Origin of the sequence: Micromonospora sp. KC721 (assembly GCF_004348355.1) — a bacterium.
In the GTDB taxonomy this organism is placed as follows: Bacteria; Actinomycetota; Actinomycetes; order Mycobacteriales; family Micromonosporaceae; genus Micromonospora.
In genome coordinates this window covers 1-19,493 of the sequence record NZ_SMJY01000120.1, presented here as the reverse complement: position 1 = coordinate 19,493, position 19,493 = coordinate 1, and the positions used below count along the sequence as shown (strand labels likewise).

Here is a 19,493-nt window from a genome sequence, read left to right as displayed (position 1 = left end):
CATCTGCTCCGCCCGGTGCAACCGACGGATCTCCGCCCAGTCCTCCACGCTCAGCACCTCCCGATGCTTCCGGAGGGGGTCAAAATTCAGCCGGAACCACGGGGTCAGTTTTCAGGCGGAGCCGACACCAAGATCCTCGCGTGCGCCCGCCGCCCACGCAGGCAGGCAACAACGGGTGTGGTCTCACACCTGGCGCTAGCCGCCCACCGACTGGCACCGCGTACCACGGAGTGGTTAGTTGCCCGGTGGAGCGCTACGTTCTTGACCAAGCCCGCCACAGCCGTACCCGGGTCAGGATCGCTGTTCGATCCACCAGCAACCGGGGCGGTGCACGGCGGATATCGCCGCAGCCGGATCCGCCGTCGGCTCGGCGAGTGGCTGGGTCTCGCCCAAGCACGCAGGAATTGGCCAACCCCAGGCTGACCGCTAGCACTCCGAACGGGTTGACGGCGTCGTGGACGCCCAGCCGAGCCACCTGACCCTTGACTTGTCCGGGTTCGGGTTCTGCGCTTCGGGCACGGTCAGTGCCCTGGTCGCGGGTCGCCGCGGCGGTCGGGGTGAATCAGGAGACAGGTGGCTGACTCCTTGCGTGCACGCGGGATCGACGCACCCTCCTGCGATCAATGTTGATCCCTGAACCCGCCGGGGCCCGCCGCCGATAGGCCCGCGCGATATGGCCCATATCGTCCGACCGGTGCAGTCGCCGACAAGCCGGCTGACAGCCAGCCAACTCAGCCGCGAAGGCGCCCTACTCCCCTCGATGTCCATCGATGTGAGGTTCGGCCAGGGGTAGAAGCGGGCCGCTTCCGCGGGGACCGCGAGGACAGCCTGTCCGGAGACGACTGCTTTGACCTGGTCGTCCCAGCTGGAGACCGCCGGGCCGCGCGGGATCGGGCGGCCGGTGGGCGTCAGGGTCAGCCGGGGCGTGGCGTCGTCGCTGAACTCGCCGTGGGCGCGGGCCCGCGCTGGTGACCTACCATTAATCAGCCATGGAAGATGGTTCTTCGGAAGATGAGTGATGGCGGACCTGAAGCAGCTGTACCGGGAGCTGGTCTCGTTGGAGATCGAGCTGTGGAGCGGCATCGAGGGGCGGTTGCGGGCCGAGTTCGACCTGCCGTTGACCTCGTTCGAGGTCCTGCACCTGCTGTTGTGCCGGCCTGGGCCGCGGATCCAGGACATTGCGGAGGAATTCTCGATCACGGTGGGCGGCACGAGCAAGGTGGTCGACCGTTTGGAGGCGGCGGGTCTGTGCGCGCGGCGGGCTAATCCGAACGACCGCCGTTCCTCGGTTGTCGAGTTGACGCCTGAGGGGCGAAGGCTGGTGGAAGGGGCGCTGGAGGTCTTCGAGGAAGAGCTGGAGCTGCGGATCGGGTCGGTGATTCCCGAGCGGGCCGTGCGCGAGGTGACGGCGGTCCTGCAAACGCTACGGGCGGCAGGACGGGCCCTGGACGTGACGCGGAAGGCCGCCGAGCACACCCCGGCGCCGGGCATGCGGGCACCGAAGCAGCCCGGCCGGCCGGCATCGTGAGCTGCGACGGCCGTGCGGTGACGGGCCGAGACACTGTGCTCGTCGGCCCGTCAGCCTATGGCGTCAGTCGGCGATGCCGTCGAAGGCGATGACTTTGTCGATGCGGCCACGGACGAGTATGTTGCCGGGGCCGCCGTTACGAGCGGCGTACTCCTTCTCACGGTCGTCGCCCATGTAGCGGGCGCCGAGCAGGCCACCCCAGCGCAGCATGTCGTCGGGGTCCTCGGAGATCTCGGCGCGTCCGTGGAGCAGGACGAACGCGTACGGCGGCCGATCCTCGTCGACGCAGAGAACGAACCGTTGGTCACGAGCGAGATTGCGGCCCTTGACGCCGCTTTTCTCGGTGGTGAGCACGATGTCATCGCCGTCGAGGAGGAACCAGACCGGTGTCACGTGGGGACTACCGTCAGCGCGGACGGTCGACAGCTTGCCGGTGCGAGTGCCGTGCGTGACGAACTCCCGCCATTGCTGGTCGGTCATCTTCCGCATGCGGGTGCCTTTCGCGTTGGTACAGGCGGCTCGCGGTTGTCCGGGGCCGGCTCGGCCCCGGACAACCGGAGGGTCAGCCCCAGAAGGCGTCTTCGGTGGCCGGGTCGCCGGAGAACAGCCACATCTCGGTGATCTTGCCGTCGGTGATGCGCAGCAGGTCGACGCCGTCCATGCTCATCGACGCGCCGTCGTGACGGCCGCTGAAGTGGATGGTCGCGGCGACCAGGTCACCGTTGGCCATGAGCGCGTGGATCTTGTCGATGGCGAAGGTGCCCCGGCTGGCCTCCATCATGCTGCCGAGCATCTGGAAGACGGCGTCGCGGCCCTTGTGCTCACCGGAGAACTGGTTGGCGCCGGGCTGGTGCCAGACGATCGCCTCGTCGAGGAGTCCGCCGAGCGTCGCCATGTCTCCGGTCTGCACGGCCTGGAAGTATGTGCGGGCGATGTCGATGTTCGTGCTGGTCATGGTGCATGCTCCTTAGGGTTCGGGTTCGGTATGGGGATGGTGGTCAGCGGGCGAAGTCGAGGCGTCCGGCCAGGCCGGCGTCGGCGAAGGCGGCCTGGATCTCGTTTCGGCCTTCCGTGAAGTGGGCCCAGCTGTCGTAGTGGGCGGGGACGACCCGGCGGGCACCGAGCATCTTCGTGGCCTCGGCGCCTTGGGCACTGTCGAGGGTGAGCAGGGCGCCGTCGAAGGCGAAGGCCATGCGGGCGCCGCCGAGGAAGAGGATCGCGGTGTCGACGGGAGCGAACCTTTCGGCGATCTGTTTGACGTGGTCCAGGGCGGCGTTGTCGCCGCTGACGTAGACCGGGGGCAGGTCGTCGGCGGTGAGCATGAAGCCGACGACGTCGCCGGTGATCGGTTCGCAGCCGGCCGGGCCGTGCCGGGCCGGCAGGCCCGTGACGGTCACGATGCCGTCGGGCCGCGTGAGCTCGGCGGTCTGCCAGGAGGCCAGGCCGCGAGCGTTGCCGCCCAGGCGGCCGGCCCCGCTGACCGTGGTGAGAACGACCGGTGCCTGGGACAGGAAGGCACGGCCGGCGTGGTCGAGGTTGTCGTCGTGCTCGTCGTGGGACAGCAGGACGGCGTCGACGCGGCCCAGGTCGGCGGCGGTGACGGGGGCGGGGGCGGTCTTGACGAGCTTGTGGTCGCCCGGGAGGGGCATGGGGTACTCGCCGGGCGGATCGAAGGTGGGGTCGGTGACGAATCTGAGCCCGCCGTACTCGATCAGGGTGGTCGGACCGCCGTAGACCCGGACGCGGATCTTTTCGCTGGCGCCGGACATCGGGAACCTCCAGGGGTTTGAACAGTGCGAACGGGCCCTGCGGAACCGGTCAGGCAGCGGGTACGGAGAAAACGCCGAAGTGATTGCCGGCGGTGTCCTGCAGCCGGGCGAAGGTGAAGCCCGCGGTGTCGGAGACCGGTGCCATGAGCACCTCGGCGCCCAGCTTCGCGGCGTGCTCGACAGTCGCGGCGACGTCCTGGACGACGACATAGAAGATCGCGTAGTCGGAGAAGCCGCCCTCCGAGTCCCACACACCGCCGGTCGGCTGCTGGGCGCCCGGCGTCATCACCGAGTGGTAGGTGACACCCGGAGTGTTGGTGTTGAGGATGTACTTCCAGTCGAAAAGCTCGCCGTAGAACTCCTTGACCTTCTCCGGCTGGCCGGTGCCGAACTCGAACCAGGCGACCGAGTTGAAGGCGGGAACGGTCATGACATTCACTCCTCACCCCTCTTCCGGGGCGTAGTCACTCTATGTGGCGGACTGAACTCTTTGGGTGGCAGCGACTCTCGGCGTCAGCCCGGCAAGCCGAGCAGGTGGCCGCAAGCGCTGGCCAGGCAGTGCCCAGCAAACCACTTACCTTCCATGGAATCAACTTCTGGGGATTATTGTTCCCAGATGTGGGTTCACGGTGGCCGGGCCGGCCGCTCCGCCCACAGCACAGGAGTCCGGTCGCCATGAACGCGACCAGCGGGAACAACCGGAAGGACGTCGGCCATGGAACCGGTCGAGATCGAGGCGAAGACCCTGATCCAGAAGTCGAAGACTCCGTCGAACGACTACGTGATCAACCCATACACCGGCTGCGTCCTGGGCTGCGCCTACTGCTTCGCCAGCTTCGCCGGGCGGCAGTTCGGCCGATCCGTCAAGGAATGGGGTGACTACCTGTACGTCAAGACGAACGCGGTAGAACTGGCCCGCAAAGAGCTCGCGAAGATGCCGGAGGACAAGCGCCGGGGCACGATGCTGCTCAGCTCCGTCACCGACCCCTACCAGGGCCACGAGACGAAATACCGCCTCACCCGCGGCATCCTGCGCGAATTGAAGGCCGTCGAGTACCCGGGCCTGGTCCGCATCCTCACCAAGTCACCCGTCGTCACCCGCGACGTCGACCTGCTCACCAGCCTGCCCCGCGCCGAGGTCGGGATGACCGTGACCACCACCGACGACAAGGTCAGCCGCTGGCTGGAGGTACGCGCCCCACTCGCCTCCCGCCGCCTGCGCACCCTCGCCGAACTCAAGGACGCCGGCATCCCCACCTACGCCTTCGTCGGCCCGCTCCTGCCTCACTTCGTCACCCAGCCCGAAATGCTGGACGACCTCTTCGGCCGGCTCGTCGACGCTGGAGTGAGCGAGGTGTTCATGGAGCACATCAACCTCAAGCGGTACATCCGCGAACGCATGGAGCAGGTCCTCACCGGCGAACCCGACGAGGTCCGCGCGGCATACCTGCAGGCCCGCACCCGAGAACACCGCGAACAACTCGACGCGATCGTCGCCGGCCTGCTGGCCAAACACGGGCTGCGGCTGCGCTTCGACGAGGTCGTCCACCACGACGACAACGACGCCCTACGCCAGCGACTCGCGTCCCCGGAGTAGCGGGGGAAGGCCGTCCGGCTTGGAGGCCACGCGGAACGAACGTGGGCGTGTTGCGACCACGAAGGACGGTCGCGAGGGATGGGGCACGGTCAGGGCGGCGGATGCTCCGCACCAGCGCTGCCGTCGGCTGGGTGCCCCAGAGCGGCGATGCCGCCGCGATGGTGATCAGGTCAAGCGGCACTGCCGCCACCAGGACCAGGACCAGCGAGGGCCAGCCGGGGATGCCCCACACGTGTCACGCCCCGGCTCGCCGAACGGACGCCAAGGTTGACCAGCTCTTCGCCGGGAGGCGTGAGGAGCTGGTGTCGTGCCAGGTTCGCGCCGACCGCCGCAACTTCGCCGGCCAAGCAGTTCAACCGGCGCATGCGCAGCGCTTCTCGTCCAAGGGGGCTAATGAGCATGCGCACCCAGCAGACTGACCTCATTCGGGGCTCGGGGAACCGTCGGGGGTGGGCATACGTCCCACCCCCGAACGATTCGTTATCCGTGTTGTCCGAGATGATGGCTCCCCGGCAGCCGCCCGAGGAGCCGCGCCAGGCCGGGGCAGCCACCCGGTGGAACCCGCTGGCCCGGACACCGCCGATGCGAACCGACCTACACGGGCCGGGCCGACCATCGCCACCGCAATCCCACCTCGCACCGCGCCCGGGACAACGGCTCGTACGGCTCACCCAACAACCGATGACGCCAGCCGACCCCGTGCGGGTGGACCGGCAACATCGCCGCCCCGGCCACAGCCAGCCACTCGAACCCCGAACACTCATCGGCCTCGACATGCGTCGATAAAATCGTGATCGACTTCGCTGACGCCGCCAGGATTAGACCGGACACACCCGAACCTCACCGGACGGGCCGGGACGCGGGGGATGCTCGTCGGACGAGCAGCCACCGAGCAGCCATACCTCCACAAGGGACAGAGAAGCACAGAGCCTGACCTGCGTTTCCGCAGGTCAGGCTTTTATGATCTTGTGCGGCCGAAGGGACTCGAACCCCTAACCTTCTGATCCGTAGCGGGGCGCTAGTTTTCCTTCGCCTCGGAATCGTCCGAGGCGTTTGAGCCATTGCCGTTGCTGGCCTGGTTCATCATTCCGCCGAGGGCGCTGAGGGTGCTCGCGGCCTTTCCTGCCGGGACCAGCTTGGATGCCGCTTCGACGGCGATGGTGGCCATCTTCTGCTGGTGTTCGGCGGCGGTCTTCATGGCCTCGTTGGCGCGAGCGCCGGCTTCCTTGTCGTTGCTGGCCGCGGCCTCGATGCCCTTGCTGAGCATCTGGCTCATCTCGGCCGCGCCGGCGATGTCCTTGAACAGGTTGGCAGTCGACAGCACCTGCATCGCCGCCTGGGTGGCGGCCGGGTCGGGCAGGGCCGCGATCGTCTGCAACCTAGCTTCGCTTGGGGTGAGCTGAGCGACCTTGACGTCGACTTCCTGGTTGCGGGTGCCGGTGCCGACGGGTGCGATGTCGGTGGGCAGGATCGGGATCGGCGAGTCCTTCCAGTTCCAGAAACGGGTCAGGTCGATCTTCTCGGCGGCGTTGGCGCGGCCGAGGACGGCTTCGGCGAAGACGCCGTTGGTGGCGATGCCGACTTTGGCGGTGACGGACTTGCCGAGTGTGGTGCTGTCCGCTGACCGTGCTGTAAGCCAGTCCTGCCGCTCCTGTTCGCTGCTGAAGTTCCAGCGGAAGCCCAGGTAGTTGCCGGTGGCCGCGACCGGTTTCGGATCGAGCAGCATGCCGAGCGGGACCGCGTCTCCCTTGCTGCCCGGCGGCAGGTAGGAGTAGTTGGCCAGGATGCGGCTGAGTGTCAGTTCGTCGGCGTTGGCCCAGACCGCTTGGCTGTAGTAGCGGCGGTTGTCGTTGAGGTGGTCGAGGACGGCCTGCGGAACCTTGCCGCCGCGCAAGTGGAAGCCGAGCGCGGCGATGTAGGTCCGGCTGCCGGTGCGGACGGTAGAGCCGAGCAGCCCGCAGATGGCCGCGCCGCCGGCGTCCTCGGTCAGGTCGGGTGTGGTCGTGCCGGTGACGGGACCGAAAGTGACGACGCCGGTCTGCAATGTCAGGCGGAGCCCGGCGAGGCTGCCCCGGGCGGCCGTTCCGGTCCAGTAGTCGACGGACAGCAGCTTGTCGCCGGCTCTGAAGTCGTAGGACCCTTGTTGCAGCACACCGGAGCCGCCGGTGTCGCCGCAGCGGTAGGTGTGGCCGGGGATGACGAGCCGGACGCTGCGGATGCCGGCACTGTCCCACCACACGTCGATCTTGGTGGGCCATCCCGCCTCGGGTGGCGGCGGGTCGTCGAACGCGGTGAGCGCCTCACGTGGCGCGGTCAGCATCCGGACGAGCGCTCCTTTGTCGTTCATCAGCCAGAACTCGCCACCGCCGGCTGAAACGATCTTGGCTGGGAATGCCGCGGTCAGGGGCGCAGCCCCGATCTTGCCGGGTGTCCAGGCCGATGATCCGGGTTCGACCATCATGATCTTCTTGTCGCCGGTGACGCCCCAGATGACGCCGTCCGGTGCCGCGGTCAGGCTCACGATGCCGGGAGCGGGGGCCGCCCGCTCGGTCCAAGTCGTGCCGGTTCGTTCGAAGGTCTTGCCGTCCTTGCAGTACCAGACGCGATCGTTGTTGACCACGGCGAGGTCGTCGACGGCTACATCGGTCCTCTTCCAGACGTTTCCCACCAGTTGGTGAATGTCCGAGGACCCCCACAGGATGGCGGTGCCGTCGCTGCCGCAGGCGATTGCCGGAGCGGCCGCGCCCTGCGGATGGGTCTGCCACGCCGTTCCGTCGAACATCACGATCATGTTGTCGGACCGGACTCCCCAGACCCTGTCTTTGCCCGGTGCGATCCGTTTTAGGCCCTTGGCGAGCAGGCCGGTGGTGGGCAGGGGATTCCATTGGCGGGCGATGGGATCGAAGCGGACCGGAGTTCCGTCGGCTTTGCGGACGCCGTAGACGCCCATGGTCGACGCCGCGAGGTCGAGCAGGTCGATGCCTTCGAACGACTGATGGGTCGGCGCCTCCGCCGTGCTGCATCCTTCCAGCTTGCGTACGGTCGCCTCGAGCGGGTTGGCGTCGCGGATGCGGGTGGCCCACTCCTTCGGCGCCACGCTCGCCAGCACCTCCTTGTACCGCTGCAGGTTGCTGTGCGTGAAGGAGATTTCCTGCAACGGGATGAACAGGCACCGCTCGGCGGCCACCGGTTTCGTCGTCACCTCGTAGACCTGCACAACCTCGTAATACTGCACCGACAGCGCGTGCATGTGGTTGTAGTTGGTCACCACGCGGGTGGTGACCTGCTCCTTCTCCGACTGTGAGGTCTCCCGGACCACCGTCATGTGGCGGCTGCGGGCCGCGGTCGCCACCTGCTGGGTCCGCGCGCTGATCTGCTGCGCCGCGTCCGAGGCGACCGAGCGGATGCCGGTGGACCGGACGACGTTGGTCGCGAAGCCGCTGTTGGACGAGTTGCTCCAGGTGCCGCCGAGGTTCAGGCCGAACAGCGCCACTCCGCCGCCACCGCCCTTGCTGGACGACCTCGACGCCTGCTGCATTGAGGAGGTGCCGTGCTGCTGCTCCTGTGCGATGGTGTTGGCCACCTCGGAGATCGAGCGGTCCTGATCGGTGCGGCTGGTGAGCTGGTCGCGCTCGCTGGTCGCCTCGGTGCCGGTGCCGCGGGTGCGTCGCTCCCAGTCGACGACGGCAACCCGGGTGCTCTCTCCCGGCGCCAGTGCGAGACTGTGCAGCAGGCGGCCCAGCGTCACCCCCTTTACCGCCCAACTCTGCTCGGTGGTGACGATCATCCCTTCGGCGGGACGGTCGTAGTAAGGCAGGTTCTCTTCGCCGAGGTCGATGGCCCCGGTCAGTTTGCGGACTGGTTTCGCGCCCGGAATGTCGGTCAGCACCACCGACTGGTAGCGCGCGATCTCCACCGGGTGATTGCCACTGGCGGGCAGCAGATCTGCTGGGGTCGCGCCGTCGAGAGGACTGGGCGCCGACTGCGTGGCCTTCTGAGCATTTTTGGGTGCGGTCATGGATGATCCTTCCCACAGTATTGACACTCCGAAGTGGAGCATCTTCACTCTGTGAACCGATACTTAAATTCGTCAAGAATGCGAACAGCAAGCCCGCCGAGGACTGATTTTGAAGTTGCCAGTCATGCCGAGTGGTGATTAATGCCACCACCATGGATCGCCTAACACGCATCAACTCCGGTCCGATATGCGGCTATAAACCTGATTGATGCTTGAAATGCCGGAATGGTGGCCGTCGGGACGGAATTTGACTTAACGGCCACCGTGATCGGCTTGGTCGGCAGCTGTTGGTAGCGCCAGGGCCAACCTGCAGGGGCCAGTGCCGAGTCCGCCGCTGGCGGTGTCGTCGCCGGATCCGCCTGAGCCAGGCGACCGCGCCGCCAATCGGATTTCGTCGAAAGAACCGCGTCAGAGCTGGAGGGGACCGCTCTTGGAAGTGGGTTTCACCATTTATGCCGGGGATCGCGAAACTGCTGCTCATCGCTGACCCACCTGCGGTCAGCGACCCAGTCAGGATGACAACCGCAGCAGATCGGTTAATGCGTGTCCATGTCATCCGGGACGCCTTCCTTGAGCTTCCCGCCGTCGATCCGACCGCAGTCACCGCTACAAGCACGGTTCCCTGGGCTTGTAGGAGCTTCCTGCCGCACATCATCAGAATTCCTGTCCAGTGCCGGGGCCGCGACGTGGCCGGTGGTTGAGTCCACGTGAACATCAACAGCGGCAGCACCCATCGCACGATGCGCCGGGTGCCGGGTCTTCTTTTCCACGCACAGGTATCGCACCGGAAGGGGTGATAGCGCATCACCCCTTCCCGGCTTGAGGGGCGAAAAAGCGGGTGAAACTTGCCAGGAGCGCCTATCGCCTTTGCCTTTTGCCCGGATTCGACGTGAGGAACAAAGTGCGTACGCAGACTGCGGGGGTGGTTGTCGCAAAGCTGACAGCGACAGCATCTGGGCTGGCGGTGGCACCCGCCGCCGCGGCAAGAACTGGCACGTGATTGACGGATATCATCCCCTCGGCCGACACTGCGCGTGACGACTTGGGCACGGATGGTGCGACAGGGCAGGGGGTGCCGGTCGGGTGCCGGAGAGATATCCGCCCAACAGGGGGCCGGGCTGGCTTGACACGCGGCCGGTGCGCCGACCCACCGGTGTGGTGGAGGCGTTGATTGCGCCCAAGATCCATGTTCCCGCCATGCAGCCAGAGTGGGCAGGCCGTCCCAAGTTGCTTGCCGCGCTCAACCACGCCGCCGCGGCCCGGCTGGTGACGGTGATTGCCCCCGCCGGGTACGGCAAGTCGACACTGCTGGCGTTGTGGCACGCCGACCCGGGCCGCCGTCGCGCGCTGGCGGTGCTCGCCGTCGACACACGTGACAACGACCCGGTGTTGTTGTGGTCGGGCATCCTCGCAGCGCTGACCGCGGCGGCGCCGGGGCCGCAGTGGGCGGCAGTGGCCCGGCTCCTGCGCCAGACCAACCCGGACATCGACACCGCGGTGCTGCCCGCAATGTGCGCGGCGCTGGCGTCGCAGGCGGCTACGACCGGGCTGTGCCTGGCCCTTGATGACTGTCATCTGCTCACCGAACCGGCGTGTCATCGCCAGCTCGCCGCGTTCATCGCGGCGCTGCCCGCCAACTGCCAGCTGCTGGTCGCCTCGCGCCGCAACCCACCACTGCGCTTGGCCCGGCTTCGAGCCAGCGGGCGGTTGCTGGAGATCGGCTCCGGCGAGTTGCGCTTCGGCGCTGATGACGCCGCCTGGCTGGCCACCACCGCCAGCGCCGGCACCGACCTGCCCGCCGACACCGCGCACGCTCTGATCGAAGCCAGCGAGGGCTGGCCCGTCGCCGTGCACCTGGCCGCCCGCGCGATGCGGCACCACGCCGACACGACCACAGTGCTCGCCCAACTCACCGCCCGCCACGGCCACCTCGACGACTACATCACCGAGGAGATCCTCGACGGGCTGTCGCGCGAGCAGGCCGTGGCCCTGGCCCGGACCACGGTCCTGGAGCGGCTCACCACCGGCCTGGCCCACGCGGTGGCCGGCGACGACCTGCCCGATCTCGACGCTCGCCACCCGAACGGGCTGTTGCTGGTTCCGCTGGATGCCACTGGTGAATGGTTTCGCCACCACCATCTGATTCAGCACGCGTTACGGCGACGATTACATCGCGACGAACCGCACATGCTCGCCAGCCTGCACCGCCGGGCAGCCGCCTGGCTGCGCACGCAAGACCGCACCGAAGACGCCATCGAGCACAGCCTGACCGCCGGCGACACCGCCACCGCCATCACGTCGATCGCCTGCGCCTACATGGCGGCGATCAACACCGGGCGGCGGGCAACCGTACGCGCGTGGCTGGACCGCCTCGGCAACGACACCGTCGCCGCCAGCGCCCCGGCGGCTATCACGGCCGCGTGGGTCGCCGCCGTCAGTGGCGACCGCCCAGCCGTCGAACACTGGTTGCGCATCGCGGAACACTGCGGTCATCAAGGACCGCTACCGGACGGCACAGCATCGGTCCCTTCAGCTGCCGCGCTGGTCCGGGCCGTCTTCGGTTTCGGCGGACTCAAACCGATGACCGAGGCCGCGCAGATCGCCGTCGAGCAGGAGACCGACCCCACCAGCCCCTGGTACGCCATGGCCCGCACCGCCCTCGGCTGCGCCCACTACCTCAACGACGAATCACCGGCAGCCATCGAACCCCTTCGCCGCGCGACGGCCAGCCACGCCGCCACCCCCATGATTCGTACCCTTGCCACCGGGGTGCTCGCGCTCGCCCAACACCATCTGGGTCAGCACGAACAGGCCGCCACCACCGCCGCCGCCGCGCAACAGCTTGCCGAACACTTCGGCCTGCAACACGCACCCCAGGCAAACATGGCCTACATCGCCCAGGCCGCCGTCGCCGCTCACCAGGGTAAGCGCGACCGCGCCCGAGCACTGCTCGAGCAAGTCCTCGCACTACGTCGACGCATCCCCGGGCTGAGCCCCTGGCCCACTCTCTGCGCCTTGACCCAACTCGCCGAGCTGCAACTAAACACCGGCGATCACGTCGGCGCCGCCGCCTGCATCACCGAGGCCCGCGCCCTCTTCGACGAATTGCCAGACCCGCACAGCCCACCGCTCATACTCCTCGACCGACTCGACCGGCACCCCCGCCGACCCCAACGAGCCACCCGCCAAGCCACCACACTCACCGCCCAAGAACACGCCCTGCTACGGCTGCTACCAGCACCGATGACCCTGCGACAGATCGCGGCGCACCGGCGCGTCAGTCTCAACACCATCAAAACCCAGACCCGCGCCATCTACCGCAAACTCGGTGCCGCCAACCGGGCCGCCGCCGTCACCACCGCCCGCCGCCACGGCCTCATCCCCTGAACCCTGTACCGTGCCAGAACTCATCGCACAGGTTGTGAGCTGATTTTCTCGGCTCCGCCTGATGACCGTCCGTATGGTCGTGCGGTTGCTGCACCTGGATGATCCGCCCGTTCAGCGGACCGGGCCGCTGATCCGGGTCGTCCATCTCGCTGATCGCTGTGGTCATCGCGGCGTCGTACGCAGTGGTGAATGCGACCTGGTCGTGGGCGTGGATTGCCGCCTGGGCGTCGATAGGGAACGCCCGCTTGCTGCAGGCGCTACCACGGGTGCCCGCCAACCACCCACACCCAGCGTTATGCATCGATGCATGCCGGTGGAACTGGTGGTCGACAGCGTCGCCACCACCAAGACACAGCCAGACCCACCCGAACCCCACCAGACAGGCCGGGACGCAGCGGATGCTCGTCGGACGAGCAGCCACACGTCCACAAGAGACAGAAAAGCACAAAGCCTGACCCGTGTTTCCGCAGGTCAGGCTTTTATGATCTTGTGCGCCCGAAGGGACTCGAACCCCTAACACGGCCAGCTTCGCGGGTGGCTTCGGCGATGTTGGTGGCGCCGTTGACGCGGTGGTACCCGATCGAGGTGTTACGCAGGGTGGCGAACACGGCGGGGCCGTTGCCGGTCCGGCCTGATGCGCGTCTTCGCGTAGAGTGACATCCCGCACGCAATGTAGACGATTTCGATGTGCCACTCCGTACGCGCCCATATGCCCAAATCGACGGGCCGGGCCTGGCCTGCGGGCAGCGAGATCGTCAGGCATGCCATCTCGCGGCTGGTCTTGCCCTTGATCGTACGGGTGCGGGTGATCCGGACGGTCTGTTCGGCCCGGGGGAAGCCGAGCCCACCCGGGGTCTGCACGGTGAGTGCTTTGACAGTGCGGGTCTCGTTACGGCCGTGACCGTCGGGGGTCGCTGCGGCAGCACGATCTTGGTCAGTGCTGATGACATCAGCGGGTGCGGTCCTGTTCTGGCTCATGGTCTTCGCAAACTCATGATCACCAGCAGGCCGTGCCCGTCCTACATGGACCCCAGGATCTCGCTGACTTCCACCCAAAGCCCCAGCTCAACGGCCCGCCAACCCGACTACGCAACAGCCCTGCCGGGCCGGCGACGCCCGAAAACCGGACTCGATACGGGGTCCGGTTCCAGGACTTGGTGAACACGGGCCTCGTAAACGCTGGTGATCGGCTCATCGGTTACCGGCTCGGCGAGACGTATTACGCGCGCATCCGCCCAGACTGATTGATCGAGACCGATTCCGATGCCGCCGCGGTCAGAAGGATCTGTTCGGGGTCGCTCGCCGTCTTCGGCGGGTCGATAGCGAGCGGCTGTTGGTCGATTGCGTCACGGGACAGCGGATCGAGGTCGGGTCGCTGGTCGGCGTATCGAGCTGCCGTCTCCCGTACGTCGTCGTCGGTGACGAGGTAGGCGCGAGCGCGACGCGGTTGGTTGTGGCCGTCGGCGAGAACGTAGAACTTGCCGGGAGCGTCGATGGTGTGCGCGTGCCAGCCGGCGGACAGCATTCCCTTGTCCAGGATGAGGTCCACGTCGCGGCGTTCCCGGACACGGAGGCAGATGCGGACGCTCATCTGCGAGCGCAGTGCGCCACCGCCCATGGCCTTCTGCGTGGGTCGTTGTGTCGCGGCGAGCAGGTCCACTGCGACGGCGCGGCCTCGGCGTGCGACCGATTCGGCGTACGGGACGGCGGCCGGTGCGGTGTCGGCGAACTCGGCGAACTCGGCGAACTCGGCGATGACGATGACGATGACCAACGCTGGCGCGTCCGGGCTGGGTTCCCAGACGCGGGTGGCTGAGCCCGATGGTGGACGGCGGCATGGCGCCGTTCCACTTCACCTGGCGGATCGACGTCCCCGGCGTGCCGAAGGTGATCCAAACGGTGGAGGGGCTCTGCGGCCGTTCGGTGCGCGCCCGCACTGGGGGAAGGCGACCGGGATGTCGCCTGCGGAGATCACCGCGCTGACTCGGCGGGCGACGGACTGCGCGGCGCTGCGTGGCGAGGTCGACCCGACGGGCAAGTTCGGCAACGAGCTGGTCGACGCCCTGTTCCCGATCGCCTGATCAGGCGGTCAGTGGCTCGGGTCCGTCCGCTTCGCGGTCACGTGCGGGCCGAGCGCCAGGCGGCTGGTGACCCCGAGCTTGGCGAACGCGTGGTGCAGGTGGTTCTCGACGGTGCGTTCGGAGAGTCCGAGGTGTTCTGCCACCTCGCGGTTGCTGGCTCCGCCGGCGGCGAGTGCGGCGATCTGCTCCTCGCGACGGGTGAGGGCGGTCGCGGGGTTCAGCCGCCCGAGCAGCGGGGTGTCGGCACCGCACTGCTGCGCGAGCGCCGCGGCCAGGTGCAGGGCGCGGGAGCGTTTCGGGCCGGGCGGGCGCGTGCGGGTGGCCGCCAGGTGGTATGCCTCGGCGGCGTACAGGCGCATGTCGTAGGCACGGAAGGCGTCGCCGGCGGTGATGTAGTCGGCCGGACTGCGGGCCCGGATGAGCGCGGCGACGGTGGTGCCGAACGGCCAGTCGGCCGGCACCTCGATCTTGTCGAGGAGGGCGGCGGCGCAGTCGTCGAACCGGAGCCGGAACAGGGCGAACGCCGCCAGCAACGCGAGCCCGGCCGACTGCTCCGCGAGCCAGCCGTGGGCGGCCTGCTCCAGCCGGTCCTGTGCCGCGGCGGGATCGGCGGTGAGGAATTCGTACCAGGCCAGGCCCACGACCTCGTCGATGTCGTAGCAGCGGATCTGGCCGAGGTCCGGCATGGTGCGCAGGGCGGTGACGAGGGTGCCAGCCTCGTCGATGAGTCCGCGCTGGACGGTGGCCAGCAGCTGCAGCGCCAGGGTCCAGCGCCGGCCACTGGGGTGCGCCATGCCCGTGAAGAGGCGGCCGGCTTCCGCGGCCCGGGCCGCGGCGTCCTCGAGGTCGCCCTGGCACAGGTGGGCGTACGCGACCGCCGCTGTCGACCATGCGTGGCGCTTCGGATCGCCGTTGACGACGGCGTCGGTCACCGCCGCCGCCGCCCGCAGCCGCGCCTCCTGAGCGCAGCCCTGATCCGCGAGGATCCGGACCTCGAGCAGGAACGCGGTCGGCACCGGGCTGATCGAGCCGCGGTCCGCCTGCGCTGACAACGTCCGGACCAGGCCGGCCGCCGCGCGCGCCTCGGGAAAGCGCCCCGTCATGAGGTTGGCCAGCGCCGCGGCGGTGCCCGCGATCATGCGGGCACCGGGCTGCGCGGAGCCGACGAGCGCCTCCTGGGCGTCCGACAGTGCCGGGCCGGGGCGGCCGGACGTCGCGTACAGCATCGCGCGGTGGGCCTTGATGTCGGACAGCAGCGCGGGGCTGTGGATGGTCCGCGCCACCTCGTCGAGCGCGTCGGTGCCGTCGTCGGGGCGGTGCGTGACCAATCCGATGTGGTAGGCGTGGGCGATCATGATCGCGGCCCGCTCCGGCTCCGTCCGCGCCCGCGCCGCGAGGTCGGCCAGGAGCGGGTCCAGTTCGTTGACGTCCACCTCCACCAGGCTCTGGTAGAGCAGGAGGCCGTTGGCGACGCTGGAATCGGCGGCGTAGGCGGCGCGTGTCAGCCTGTCGCGTACCGCGAGGTCGACCCGCCGCGCGACGGCGAGGCCCGCGGCCGTGGTCAGCCTGGCCCGGTCGATCGGGCCTCCGCCGTCCAGCCGCCACAGCGCCCACCGAAGCAGGTCGTCGGTCCGGCGGAGGTCGTGCCGCTCCATCTGGTCGGCCAGCCGGCGCGCGTATCCGAGGCGGGAGACAGCCGGTGTGGAGCCGGCGACCAGCTCGCGGTAGAGCGGGTGGCTGAGCCGTACCGGAAGGCGGCGGTCGAGCCGGTCGACGGTGAGCAGGCCACGCCGTTCCAGGGCGGCGAGCGCGTCGGCCGGCACCAGCTGGGTCAGCTCCCGCACGCCGATCGGCGCCGCCATGGCGGCGATCTCCAGCGCCTGCCGTTCCTCCGTGCTGGCGTCCCTGAGCCGGTCGGTCAGCAGGTCGGACAGGCGGGGGGAGGACGCCGGGTCGGGCCGGTCGAACTGCCATTCCGCTCCGACCCGGTGCAGATGTGCGCTCTGCAGACCGTCCAGCACGATCTCGCGCGCGAACAGGGGCACGCCGCCGCACAGGCGGATCAGGCGCGCGGCGGCCTCCGGCGCGAGGGGCCCGCGGAGGACGGACCGGAAGAGCTCGAGCATCTCCGCCTCGGTCAGCGGGGTCAGGTCGAGCCGTTCCAGGACGGCGCCGACCACCAGCTGCCGTACGGGCTCGGGCAGCATCCGCCCCGAGCGCGTGGTCGCCAGCACCGGGATCCCCCGGACGGTGGCGAGGTGGCTGGTCACCACGGCGGACATGCCGTCCAGCGCGTCGATGTCGTCGATGAAGACCACGAGCCGGTCGGCGCTGGCGTCCGCGGCGAGCGCACTGAGGCCGTTCAGGGCGGCGCTGAGCGTGGTCGAGGACGGTTCGGGTGCGCGGACCGCAGGCAGCAGGGGAGAGAGCGCGCCCAGCGGGATCTCCCGGATGCAGTCACTGGCGTGGATCCGCACGATGTGCCAGCCCTTGCTCGCGAGCAGGTCCAGCACGGCCGTGGCCAGCCGGGTCTTCCCGATGCCGGCCTCGCCCACGATCAGGGCGCCCCGGCCGTGGGTGACCGCGCGCACCAGCATCGACCGTTGCGTGCCGCGACCCACCAGCGGCCAGGCCAGCCTGTCCGCCTCGGCGCCGGTCGGGTCGTTCGGGAGATCGACACGCACGGATCAGATCCTAGTGGCGCCCCCGAGGGCTTGAGTACCGGCTCGCGCAATTGAGTAGCCGGTACTCATGTGGACCGCAGATCTGCGCGGGACTATTGCGAACGACCGATTTCCCATTGTTTCCATGGAGGTTCTTCTATGCGTAAAGGCTTGCTGCGCTCGATCAGTCTCACGCTGGGATTCGTACTGGTCAGTACGTTCGCCGTGACGACTCCCGCGCACGCCACTCTGGCCTGGTCGGGGTTCAGCGGAACGTTGGCGCCGGGCGCCTCGCAGACCCGCCACTGGAACAACGCCCTGTCGAATGCCGTCTACCGGGTCGGGCTGGCGCCGGTCGGCGCCAGCACCTCGGAGGACTGCGAGTTCGAGGTGACCAACCAGTGGTACGACCGGCTGAGCTCCGGCGAACGCGAGTTCCACTACACGATCAAGAACATCGGCTCGATCTCCTGTGGAACGAACATCCTGGTTTCGAGGATCAGTGCGAGCTCTGTGCAGTCGACGGGCGGTGTGGAGCCCGGTGAGATCAAGACCTACTCGACCCAGCTCACCCAGCTCGGCCCGTTGTCCGAGGTGCCGCTGCTCGGCGTGCTGCCCAGCGGGGCGACCAGTGCCAACCCCTGCCGGTTCAAGGTGCTGCGGTCGTGGTACCAGCGCGTGCGGCAGGGTGACGTCGCCCGGCCGGTGTACCTGCGCTACGAGGTGCAGAACACCGGCAACATCGCCTGCAGTGCCGACGTGCAGATGGGCCTCGCCGAGGTCGAGTACCAGTACTCGGCGAAGTCCGTGGGCGCCGGTGCGACGACCGGTACGCGGATCGGCGCCGAACCGGACACGGCGACGCACCTGATCGCCCTAAGCCCGGTGGAGAACGGGTGCTCCGTCGAGGTCACCCGCCAGTTCTACCGCCAGTACGTCAGCTCGAGCGGCACGTCCGGGCGTGAGTTCGTGTGGTACATGAAGAACCTCGGCACGACCACGTGCTCGGCTGAGCGCATGGTGTCCCGGATCTGAGTTCCACCCCGGAGAAGGCGGTCCCGCCGGTGCGGGGCCGCCTTGTCAGTTTTCCGGTTCGCCGTCCGGGAAGACGAAGATCGAGGCGACGATCAGCGCCGCACCACTGCCAGCCGCCGATCCGCTCGCCCAGGACCGCCACCGCCGACAGCACGCCGAAGACCGGCAGCAGGTGGAGGATGATGCCGGCGCGGCCGGCGCGGCCGGCCCGGACCGCCGCCAGGGCGAAGTTGTAGAGCAGGAAGCTGGCCCCGAAACCGAACACGCCGATCGCCAGGGCGATCAGCCAGCCGCCGGCCGAGTGACCGGTCAGCAGACGCGGCCCGCCGCGGACGACCTCGGCCACGCCGAACGGAAGGATCACCGCCATCCCGAAGGCGGACTGGTGCGCCGTCATGGTGAGGGCGTTCACCCGGTCGGTGATGCCGCGGGCGACGAGCACGTAGGCGGCGGCGCTGACGAGGCCGCCGAAGACCAGCAGGTCGCCGAGGCCGACCGGTGCGTCCGGGTGGGCGCAACGATGAACAACTGGCGGTGCTGCGCATCCTGGTCGACCGCCGCCGCTCGCTGGGCGAGGACCACACCCGGATGGTCTCCCAACTGCACCAACTGCTGCTGGAACTCATCCCAGGCGGGGCCAAGAAGAGCCTGTCCGCTGCTCAGGCCAAAGCTCTGCTGGTCACGGTCCGGCCGCGGGACGCGGCTGGCAAGGCACGGCGCCGGGTAGCCGCAGAATTGATCGCTGACCTCGAGCGCATCTACCAACGGTCCAAACAGGCCGACAAGGAGCTCAAGGAACTGGTCGCTGCCACCGGCGCCACATTGATGGACCTGCACGGTATCGGACCCTCCGGCGCCGCGCGGCTGGTCGTCGAAGTCGGTGACGTCACCCGCTTCCCCGACCGTGGGCGTTTCTCCTGGAACGGCACCGCGCCTATCGATGCGTCCTCCGGCGATCAAGTTCGTCATCGGCTGTCCCGGGCCGGCAACCGGCAGATCAACCGGGTGCTTCACATCATGGCCACCGTCCAGCTGCGCAACCCGACCGAGGGTCGCGCCTACTTCGATCGCAAGAAGGCGGCCGGCAAGACGTCGATGGAAGCGATGAGGGCACTGAAACGGCGGCTGTCCGACGTCGTCTGCCGGCAGATGCTCAACGACGCCACACCGGCAGTGACGGGTCCGGGAGGACACCGGGGAACGGCAGCGAACTCCAGCGTGACCGGCTCACATCCCCACGCCGGCTCTTCGGAGAAGTCACTTCCCGAACCCGCCGACAACAAGCTTACGACCTTGTGCGCAGTAGTTGATGGGTTGAGTCTGCGTGTTTCACCAGGTCAGACCGGCCGACTTGTCGGAAACGAGGCTGGCGATGGCGGCGATGGTTTCGGGCAGCAACTCGCGGCGGCCGGTGA

At 68.4% G+C, this 19,493-nt stretch carries 16 protein-coding genes; 6 read left to right on the top strand and 10 right to left on the bottom strand.

Annotation, left to right across the window (positions count from 1 at the left end; genetic code table 11):
- The first annotated feature begins 1,057 nt into the window (after positions 1 to 1,057).
- Positions 1,058 to 1,528, top strand: a complete 471-nt coding sequence (locus E1182_RS19785) for a MarR family winged helix-turn-helix transcriptional regulator (RefSeq protein ID WP_207921453.1) — start codon at positions 1,058 to 1,060, stop codon at positions 1,526 to 1,528.
- A 63-nt stretch (positions 1,529 to 1,591) separates the two neighbouring features.
- On the opposite strand, the gene E1182_RS19780 is transcribed toward E1182_RS19785, so the two are convergent.
- The 4 genes from E1182_RS19780 to E1182_RS19765 all read right to left on the bottom strand — a co-directional run bounded on the left by E1182_RS19780 (position 1,592) and on the right by E1182_RS19765 (position 3,727).
- Positions 1,592 to 2,008: a PPOX class F420-dependent oxidoreductase gene (locus E1182_RS19780; protein WP_243706313.1), complete on the bottom strand. Its 417-nt coding sequence runs from the start codon at positions 2,006 to 2,008 to the stop codon at positions 1,592 to 1,594.
- An 82-nt stretch (positions 2,009 to 2,090) separates the two neighbouring features.
- Positions 2,091 to 2,483: a nuclear transport factor 2 family protein gene (locus tag E1182_RS19775; RefSeq protein ID WP_132267448.1), complete on the bottom strand. Its 393-nt coding sequence runs from the start codon at positions 2,481 to 2,483 to the stop codon at positions 2,091 to 2,093.
- 43 nt (positions 2,484 to 2,526) lie between these two features.
- A complete protein-coding gene (locus E1182_RS19770; RefSeq protein ID WP_132267446.1) occupies positions 2,527 to 3,297 on the bottom strand; it encodes an MBL fold metallo-hydrolase in 771 nt (256 codons plus the stop codon).
- Positions 3,298 to 3,346: 49 nt separating this feature from the next.
- Complete coding sequence (locus tag E1182_RS19765) at positions 3,347 to 3,727, bottom strand: VOC family protein (RefSeq protein WP_132267443.1); 381 nt, start codon at positions 3,725 to 3,727, stop codon at positions 3,347 to 3,349.
- A 285-nt stretch (positions 3,728 to 4,012) separates the two neighbouring features.
- Here E1182_RS19765 and E1182_RS19760 point away from each other — a divergent pair, with 285 nt between their 5' ends.
- A complete protein-coding gene (locus E1182_RS19760; RefSeq protein WP_132267441.1) occupies positions 4,013 to 4,894 on the top strand; it encodes a radical SAM protein in 882 nt (293 codons plus the stop codon).
- Between the two features lie 1,018 nt (positions 4,895 to 5,912).
- On the opposite strand, the gene E1182_RS31720 is transcribed toward E1182_RS19760, so the two are convergent.
- Positions 5,913 to 8,912: a hypothetical protein gene (locus tag E1182_RS31720; protein WP_207921452.1), complete on the bottom strand. Its 3,000-nt coding sequence runs from the start codon at positions 8,910 to 8,912 to the stop codon at positions 5,913 to 5,915.
- Positions 8,913 to 10,109: 1,197 nt separating this feature from the next.
- On the opposite strand from E1182_RS31720, the gene E1182_RS19750 reads away from it, so the two are divergent.
- The gene (locus E1182_RS19750; RefSeq protein WP_132267438.1) at positions 10,110 to 12,299 is read left to right on the top strand and encodes a LuxR C-terminal-related transcriptional regulator; all 2,190 of its coding nucleotides are present in this window, start codon (positions 10,110 to 10,112) and stop codon (positions 12,297 to 12,299) included.
- Here the strand turns inward: E1182_RS19750 and E1182_RS19745 are convergent.
- The 3 genes from E1182_RS19745 to E1182_RS19735 form a co-directional block, all read right to left on the bottom strand.
- Positions 12,289 to 12,576, bottom strand: a complete 288-nt coding sequence (locus E1182_RS19745; protein ID WP_132267436.1) for a hypothetical protein — start codon at positions 12,574 to 12,576, stop codon at positions 12,289 to 12,291. The genes E1182_RS19750 and E1182_RS19745 overlap by 11 nt on opposite strands.
- A 311-nt stretch (positions 12,577 to 12,887) precedes the next feature.
- Positions 12,888 to 13,277, bottom strand: coding sequence for a hypothetical protein (locus E1182_RS31210; protein ID WP_165942669.1), 390 nt, complete (start codon positions 13,275 to 13,277; stop codon positions 12,888 to 12,890).
- 241 nt (positions 13,278 to 13,518) lie between these two features.
- Complete coding sequence (locus tag E1182_RS19735) at positions 13,519 to 14,073, bottom strand: hypothetical protein (RefSeq protein ID WP_132267433.1); 555 nt, start codon at positions 14,071 to 14,073, stop codon at positions 13,519 to 13,521.
- Here E1182_RS19735 and E1182_RS32745 point away from each other — a divergent pair.
- A complete protein-coding gene (locus tag E1182_RS32745) occupies positions 14,054 to 14,380 on the top strand; it encodes a D-arabinono-1,4-lactone oxidase (RefSeq protein WP_132267430.1) in 327 nt (108 codons plus the stop codon). The genes E1182_RS19735 and E1182_RS32745 overlap by 20 nt on opposite strands.
- 8 nt (positions 14,381 to 14,388) lie before the next feature.
- On the opposite strand, the gene E1182_RS19725 is transcribed toward E1182_RS32745, so the two are convergent.
- Positions 14,389 to 17,064, bottom strand: a complete 2,676-nt coding sequence (locus E1182_RS19725; RefSeq protein WP_132267427.1) for a LuxR family transcriptional regulator — start codon at positions 17,062 to 17,064, stop codon at positions 14,389 to 14,391.
- Positions 17,065 to 17,202: 138 nt separating this feature from the next.
- On the opposite strand from E1182_RS19725, the gene E1182_RS19720 reads away from it, so the two are divergent.
- Positions 17,203 to 18,078 (top strand): hypothetical protein, encoded by an 876-nt coding sequence (locus E1182_RS19720; protein ID WP_132267424.1) that lies wholly within the window; start codon positions 17,203 to 17,205, stop codon positions 18,076 to 18,078.
- On the opposite strand, the gene E1182_RS33045 is transcribed toward E1182_RS19720, so the two are convergent.
- Positions 17,981 to 18,556, bottom strand: coding sequence for a DMT family transporter (locus tag E1182_RS33045; protein WP_371687575.1), 576 nt, complete (start codon positions 18,554 to 18,556; stop codon positions 17,981 to 17,983). The genes E1182_RS19720 and E1182_RS33045 overlap by 98 nt on opposite strands.
- Before the next feature lie 56 nt (positions 18,557 to 18,612).
- Between E1182_RS33045 and E1182_RS19710 the strand changes: the two genes are divergently transcribed.
- The coding region (locus tag E1182_RS19710) for a transposase (protein ID WP_207921451.1) at positions 18,613 to 19,493 on the top strand (881 nt) is incomplete at its 3' end.